Annotated in this window: 7 protein-coding genes; 5 read left to right on the top strand and 2 right to left on the bottom strand. The window is 71.2% G+C overall.

Going from position 1 to position 7,164, the window contains the following annotated elements; genetic code table 11:
* The coding region (locus tag AC08OU_RS20745) for a hypothetical protein (protein ID WP_476605608.1) at window positions 1-821 on the top strand (821 nt) is incomplete at its 5' end.
* A 138-nt stretch (window positions 822-959) separates the two neighbouring features.
* Here the strand turns inward: AC08OU_RS20745 and AC08OU_RS20740 are convergent.
* Window positions 960-2,480, bottom strand: coding sequence for an aldehyde dehydrogenase family protein (locus AC08OU_RS20740; protein ID WP_476605607.1), 1,521 nt, complete (start codon window positions 2,478-2,480; stop codon window positions 960-962).
* A 351-nt stretch (window positions 2,481-2,831) separates the two neighbouring features.
* On the opposite strand from AC08OU_RS20740, the gene AC08OU_RS20735 reads away from it, so the two are divergent.
* The gene (locus AC08OU_RS20735) at window positions 2,832-3,221 is read left to right on the top strand and encodes a hypothetical protein (RefSeq protein ID WP_476605606.1); all 390 of its coding nucleotides are present in this window, start codon (window positions 2,832-2,834) and stop codon (window positions 3,219-3,221) included.
* Between the two features lie 163 nt (window positions 3,222-3,384).
* Here AC08OU_RS20735 and glgA read toward each other — a convergent pair whose 3' ends face one another.
* On the bottom strand, window positions 3,385-4,569 hold the full coding sequence (gene glgA, locus AC08OU_RS20730; protein WP_476605609.1) for a glycogen synthase: 1,185 nt from the start codon (window positions 4,567-4,569) through the stop codon (window positions 3,385-3,387).
* A gap of 48 nt (window positions 4,570-4,617) precedes the next feature.
* Here glgA and glgC point away from each other — a divergent pair, with 48 nt between their 5' ends.
* The 3 genes from glgC to AC08OU_RS20715 all read left to right on the top strand — a co-directional run.
* Complete coding sequence (gene glgC / locus AC08OU_RS20725; protein ID WP_476605605.1) at window positions 4,618-5,859, top strand: glucose-1-phosphate adenylyltransferase; 1,242 nt, start codon at window positions 4,618-4,620, stop codon at window positions 5,857-5,859.
* A gap of 139 nt (window positions 5,860-5,998) precedes the next feature.
* Complete coding sequence (locus AC08OU_RS20720) at window positions 5,999-6,796, top strand: LLM class F420-dependent oxidoreductase (protein ID WP_476605604.1); 798 nt, start codon at window positions 5,999-6,001, stop codon at window positions 6,794-6,796.
* A 34-nt stretch (window positions 6,797-6,830) separates the two neighbouring features.
* Window positions 6,831-7,164: ACT domain-containing protein (locus AC08OU_RS20715; protein ID WP_476605603.1), on the top strand; the 334-nt coding region annotated here is incomplete at its 3' end.

Raw genomic sequence — 7,164 nt, 5'->3', positions numbered from 1 at the left:
GGGTGGTGCCCGTCGAGCCCGACGCGGCCCGCGGTGCCGCCCCCGCCGGTCCGGCCGACCCGATCCACCACCTGACCGCCACCGCGGAGGCGGCGGGGGCACCCGTGGGTGGTGCTGCCCGGAACGGCGGCTTCGACCTGTCGCTCGCGCTGCCGCCGTCCGCCGGCCTTGCCGACCTCCTGGCCCTGCTCGCCGCGGCCGGCGCGACCCACCTGCGAGTCGTCCTGCCGGAGCCGGGCGACGTGCTCGGCCTCCCGGGGCCGCCCGCGTTCAACGCGGTCGCGGTCGAGGCGGGCGAGTGCGTCCTCGTGGAGACGCCACCCCCGGACGGCGTCCCGCCGGACGGGGCCCCGGACGGGCGGGCGTGGGCGCTGGTCCCGGAGGTGACGGAGTTCGGCTCCCAGTGGGAGCCGGGCGCGATGGTGACCTGGCACCTGCACGCCGTCCGCCCGTCGCGCGTCACCGACCTGGGCAGCGTGGCGGAGGCCGACCTGGAACTGCGGTCGGCCCTGGAGCAGGCCACCCGGGAGTTGGCCCGGCTCGACGTCGCGCGGTGGCGGGGTGACGCCGCGGACCGCTTGGCCGTGATCCGGACGGGCGGAGTCGATCCGGAGCTCCTCCCGCCGTCGACGCCGCAGCGGTGCCTGCGGGTACTGGCCACTGCGGCGCGCGTGTGGGCGATCGTGGAGCTGGCCGGTGAGGACGACGGCGGCGCGGTCACCGGCTACGAGGCGGGCGCCCGCACCGAGGCGCTGCGCGGCCTGGAACGCGTGTCCCGGCGGGCGCTGGTGGCCGCCGTCAACGGTGCCCGGGAGCGCTGAGGCGAAGTACAGGCGGTCGCCGACGGCGTGGCCGGCATCCCCAGCTCCCACCATCCGCACCAGCACCAGCACCAGCCCGGGCCCTGGCCCGGGCCCTGGCCCGGGAACGGGTCCTCCTCCTTCGTGTCAGTGCCGTGCCTAGAACAGGCCCAGCGGGGAGGATGAGTAGCTGACCAGCAGGTTCTTGGTCTGGCTGTAGTGCTCCAGCATCATCCGGTGGTTCTCGCGGCCGATGCCGGACACCTTGTAGCCGCCGAAGGCCGCGCCCGCGGGGTACAGGTGGTAGCAGTTGGTCCAGACGCGCCCGGCCTTGATGGCCTTGCCCATGCGGAAGGCGCGAGCGCCGTCCCGGGTCCAGACACCAGCACCCAGGCCGAACGCCGAGTCATTGGCGATCTCCACGGCGTCCGCCTCGTCGGTGAACGTCGTCACGGCGAGCACGGGCCCGAAGATCTCTTCCTGGAAGACGCGCATCTTGTTGGTTCCGCGCAGCACGGTGGGCTCGAAGAAGTACCCGTCCGAGAACGGCGCGTCCAGCCGCGGCCGCTCTCCGCCGATCAGCAGGGAGGCGCCCTCGGCCAGGCCGATGTCGACGTAGGAGGCGATCTTGTCCTGCTGCGCCTTCGACACCTGCGGGCCGATCATCGTCTCGGTGTCGAGCGGGTCGCCCTGCTTGATGGCTGCGATCCGCTCGAGGCAGCGGTCCATGAACTCCTCGTAGATGTCCTCGTGCACCAGGGCGCGGGACGGGCAGGTGCAGACCTCGCCCTTGTTGAAGGCGTAGAGCACCAGGCCCTCGACGGCCTTCTTCGCGAAGTCGTCGTCCGCGGCCAGCACGTCGGGGAAGAAGATGTTCGGCGACTTGCCGCCGAGCTCCAGGGTCACCGGGATGATGTTCTTGGTGGCGTACTGCATGATCTTCCGGCCGGTGCCGGTCTCGCCGGTGAACGCGACCTTCGCGATCCGGCTGTTGGTCGCCAGCGCCTCACCGATGACGGCGCCTGGCCCGTTGACGACGTTCACGACGCCGTCAGGCAGGACGTCGCCGATGACCTCCATCAGCTTCAGGATCGACCACGGAGTCGGTGACGCCGGCTTGATGACGCTGCAGTTGCCGGCGGCCAGCGCGGGCGCCAGCTTCCAGGCGGCCATCAGCAGCGGGAAGTTGAACGGGATGATCTGGCCGACCACGCCCAGCGGCTCGTGGAAGTGGTAGGCGATGGTGTCCTTGTCGATCTCGGTGCTGGAGCCCTCCATCGACCTCGCCGCCGCGGCGAAGTACCGGAAATGGTCGGCCGCCAGCGGGATGTCGGCCGCGAGGGTCTCCCGCACCGGCTTGCCGTTGTCCCAGCTCTCGGCGACGGCGAGCTTCTCCCTGTTCGCCATGATGGCGTCGGCGACGGCGTTCAGCACCTCGGCCCGCTGGGTCAGCGACGCCTCGCCCCACGCCGGTGCAGCGACGTGCGCGGCGTCCAGCGCCAGCTCGATGTCCTCAGGTGTCGACTTCGGGACCTGGCAGATCGGCTTCGCCGTCGCCGGGCTCAGGTTGACCGAGTACTCCCCCGACGTCGGCTCGCGCCACTTGCCCCCGATGAAGTTCTCGTACCGCGCCTTGACGCTGACGATGCTGCCGGACTCACCCGGAGGGATGTACCTCATGACCGGTCCTCTCGATCGAGTTGATGTGACCAACCTCAGAAAAGCCCGTTTACCCCGTCCAACCCAGGGGCCGTCGACCGCCAGCGCAGAGTCCTAAGTCCCATGACGGACAAAGGGGTCACCGGCCGGTCGCCATTCGAATTGCGTCAGTGACGGTGCGTGGCATCGTCACCGCCTTCGATCCGCCGCCTCTCGATCTTCGTCAGCAGCGTCTCGGGCCCCGAGTCCGCCCCGAGTCACGCCGGGGCCAGGCCACCCGGCCAAACGTGTGAAATCACCTGTTCGACAGGCGAACTCTCCGCCGAGCAGCGATCATGCGGCCAGCGATCCCTGCGGAGGTGAGGGGCGAACATGGCGGTGAACGACCCGACCACGTGGAGCGGCGGGGCAGCCACGCGCCGTCCCCTGGGCGTGCTGACGACAGTCCTGCTCGTCCTGCCGATGAACGCGGCGCTCGGCGCCGTCGGCTACGTGCCGTACGCGACGACCCAGTACCTGGTGTGGATGGTGCTGCTGGAGCTGGGGTGGGTGTCCCTACAGGTCGGCATGCCGATCCTGCCGGTCGCCTTCATCGCCGTCGTGTCGTGGGGGATCTACGTGCCGCTCCTGGTGTGGTCGAACCGGTCCGTCCTGCGGCGCAGCGCGATCCCCGCGCCGGTGTACCTCACCGCCGCCGGCACGGCGCTGGTCGCCTCCTGGACCTGCACGGGCGTGCGGATGTGGGGCTTCTTCCCGCATTAGAGGTTCCGCCTAGCCATCCGGTTGCTGGCCCGCCGGCGCCTCCGGGACGCCCCGGCGCCAAACCAGTTCCTGGACCAGTTCGCGCGACCGCCATCCGGCCGGGGTCCGCACGAGGGCCAGGTGGTGGTAGCGCTGTCGCCGTCCAGCGTCACCTCGCTCTGGGCTAGGCGAGCACGCTCCGGTAGACGTCCAGCGTGCGCTCCGCGATCGCGTCCCACGAGAACTCGCGCTCGGCGCGCAGCCTCCCCGCGCGGCCGTACTCCCGGGCCCGCGCCGGATCGGACGTCACCTCGGTGAGCACCTGCGCGAGGTCCGCCACGAACGTGCGCGGCTCGACCGGCGTCCCGGTGCCGTCCTCCACCTGCTGGATGGGGACCAGCCGTCCGGTGACGCCGTCCTCCACCACCTCCGGGATGCCGCCGGTCGACGTCCCCACCACCGCAGCGCCGCACGCCATCGCCTCGAGGTTCACGATGCCCAGGGGCTCGTACACCGACGGGCACACGAACGTCGTCGCGGCCGACAGCAGCCGGCACAGTTCGTCCCGGGACAGCATCCGGTCCAGCCAGACGACGCCGTCCCGCCGCCCCTGCAGCCCGGCCACCAGCCCGCCGACCTCGGCCATGATCTCCGGGGTGTCAGGCGCACCGGCACAGAGCACGACCTGCACCTCGGGCGGCAGCAGCTCGGCGGCCCGCAGCAGGTACGGCAGACCCTTCTGGCGCGTGATCCGGCCGACGAAGACGACGCTCGGCCGGTCCGGGTCGACACCGAGCGCCTTCACGGCGTCCGGGTCCTCGATCCGCCGCCAGCCGGCCAGATCGATCCCGTTGTGGACGACGTGCACCCGGTCCGGGTCGACGGACGGATAGCTGCGGAGGATGTCGGCGCGCATGCCGGCGCTGACCGAGATGACCGCCGCGGCGCCGTGGTAGGCCGTGCGCTCCGCCCACGAGGACAGCGCGTACCCGCCGCCGAGCTGTTCGGCCTTCCAGGGCCGTAGCGGCTCCAGGCTGTGCGCGCTCAGGACATGGGGGACGTTGCCGAGCAGGCCCGCCAGGTGACCGGCGAGGTTGGCGTACCAGGTGTGCGAGTGGACGACGTCGGCACCGGCGCAACCGGCCGCCATGACCAGGTCGACACCGAACGTCTGCAGGACCGGGTTGGCCGTGGCCAGTTCCGGCAGCCCGGCATACCCGGTCACCCCCGGATCCGGCCGCGGCTCGTCGAACGCATGCACCCGGAGGTCGACGTGCCGGCGCAGTACCTGCGCGAGGTTCTCGACGTGGACGCCGGCTCCGCCGTAGACGTTCGGCGGGTACTCCCGGGTCAAGAGGTCGACGCGCACAGCGGTCACGGTAGTGCGCAAAGCCAGACACGGCATAGGGTCGCGGCCATGGGCATCCCCAAGGTCATGGCCATCGTCCTCGCAGGTGGCGAGGGCAAGCGACTGATGCCGCTGACCGCCGACCGGGCCAAGCCGGCAGTGCCGTTCGGCGGCGTGTACCGCTTGGTGGACTTCGCCCTGAGCAACCTGGTCAATGCACGCTATCTGCGCATCGTCGTCCTGACCCAGTACAAATCGCACAGCCTGGACCGGCATATCTCCCAGGGGTGGCGCCTGTCCAACCTGCTCGGCAACTACATCGCCCCGGTCCCGGCCCAGCAGCGCGTCGGCAAGCGCTGGTACCTGGGCAGCGCGGACGCCATCTTCCAGAGCCTCAACCTGGTGCGCGACGAGCGGCCCGACGTCATCGTCGTGGTCGGCGCCGACCACGTGTACCGCATGGACTTCGCGCAGATGGTCGAGCAGCACGTCGAGACCGGCGCGGCCGTCACCGTCGCCGCGATCCGCCAGCCGCGGTCGGAGTCCGACCAGTTCGGCGTCATCGACGTCCACCCCGAGGACCCCAGCCGCATCGAGGCCTTTCTCGAGAAGCCCGTCGACCCGCCCGGGCTGCCCGACTCCCCCGGCGAGATCCTCGCCTCGATGGGCAACTACGTCTTCGACGCCAAGGCCCTCGTGGAGGCCGTCACGCAGGACGCGGACAACGCCGACTCGGGGCACGACATGGGCGGGGACATCGTCCCGTACTTCGTGGAGCGCGGTGAGGCGGCCGTCTACGACTTCCGGGACAACGACGTACCCGGTTCCACCGAACGGGATCGGAACTACTGGCGCGACGTCGGCACGATCGACGCCTATTACGAGGCCCAGGTAGACCTCGTCTCGATCCACCCGGTGTTCAACCTCTACAACTACGACTGGCCGCTCTACACCCACCTCGGGCCGTGGCCGCCCGCGAAGTTCGTGCACGGCTGGCACGGGCGGATCGGGCACGCCATCAACTCGATCGTCTCCCCCGGATCCGTGGTCTCGGGCGCGCTGGTCGAGAACTCCGTGCTCTCGCCGAACGTGATGGTGCGGTCGTGGTCCTCGGTCACCGACAGCGTGGTCATGGACGGCGTCGACGTCGGCCGGCACGCGGTCATCCGGCGGGCGATCATCGACAAGAACGTGCGGGTGCCCGAAGGCGCCCGCATCGGGATGGATCCCGACGAGGACCGCGAGCGCGGGTTCGCCGTCACGCCGTCCGGCATCACCGTGATCGGCAAAGACCAGAACATCCCGATCTGACGCCCCCGCGCGAGGGCGAGGGCCGCCCGGCTCATACGATGTCCGTGATGCCGTCGCTGGAGGGTGGCCCCGGCAGGTCCGGCCCACGCGCCGTCGCGTGCGGTCGCCGTAGGCTCCGCCGTCGCGAAGGAGACGCCCGTTGGCCCGACCCGTACGGATCGGTTTTCAGCTCCGGCCCCAGCACGCCGACTACGCCCAGATCCGGCGCGCCGCGGCCGAGGCCGAGGAGCTCGGCGTCGACGTCCTGTTCAACTGGGACCACTTCTACCCGCTCTACGGCGAACCCGACGGCCAGCACTTCGAATGCTGGACGATGCTCGGGGCCTGGGCCGAGGCGACGTCCCGGGTCGAGATCGGCGCGCTCGTGACCTGCGTCGGCTACCGCAACCCCGAACTGGTGGCGGATATGGCCAGGACCGTCGACCACATGAGTGGCGGCCGCCTCGTCCTCGGCATCGGGGCGGGCTGGTTCGAGCGCGACTACGACGAGTACGGCTACGACTTCGGGACCGCCGGCACCCGCCTGGCCGACCTGGAGGCTGCGCTCCCGCGCATCGAGCGCCGGTGGGAGAAGCTCAACCCGCCGCCCACGCGCAAGATCCCGATTCTCATCGGCGGCGGCGGGGAGCAGAAGACGCTCCGCTACACCGCCCGCCACGCCGACATCTGGCACGGCTTCGGCAACGGGGCCACCGTCGCGCGCAAGCACGAGATCCTGGACCGCTGGTGCGCCGAGGAGGGCCGCGACCCGGCTGAGATCGAGCGGTCGGTCGCCGTGGACACCGGGCCGGACGAGGTCGGCGAGGAGCTGCTGAAGGCCGGCTCCACGATGTTCACGGTCGGGATCAGCGGCCCGCGGTACGACCTCGCACGGCTGCGCGACTGGATCGCGTGGCGGGACGAGAAGAACGCGGCACCGGCCGCGACGGCCGGATAGCCTTCGAACCCGTGACCACGCGGATGACACGCCGATGACCGGGTCCGCCACCACACCCCCTGACCCGCGGCGGCCGGCCGCCGCGGAGGCTCACGGGCCGCGACCGCGGGTCTACGACGACGTCCGCACCCTGCTGGTCACCGTCACCGGACCCGACCGGCCCGGCGTCACCACGGCGATCTTCGAGGCGCTCTCGATCCCGGGCGTGGAGGTGCTGGACGTCGAGCAGGTCGTCGTGCGCGGCAACCTGACGCTCGCCGTCCTCGTCGCCGCGGGGCAGGCGGAAGGCCCGGCGATGGCCGCCGTCCACGCCGCCGGCCGTGCACTCGGTCTCCACGTCGCGTGCGTGACCGGCACGGGGGACAACG

This window comes from Frankia sp. CcMO1, from assembly GCF_977945845.1.
The sequence above is the reverse complement of the archived record's forward strand: the minus strand, read 5'-3'. Positions and strand labels throughout refer to the sequence as shown.

Bases quoted from the DNA above. Each gene is read 5' to 3' on its own strand.
- AC08OU_RS20740 (WP_476605607.1), bottom strand. From the start codon at position 2,480: ATGAGGTACATCCCTCCGGGTGAGTCCGGCAGCATCGTCAGCGTCAAG.
- AC08OU_RS20735 (WP_476605606.1), top strand. From the start codon at position 2,832: ATGGCGGTGAACGACCCGACCACGTGGAGCGGCGGGGCAGCCACGCGC.
- glgC (WP_476605605.1), top strand. From the start codon at position 4,618: ATGGGCATCCCCAAGGTCATGGCCATCGTCCTCGCAGGTGGCGAGGGC.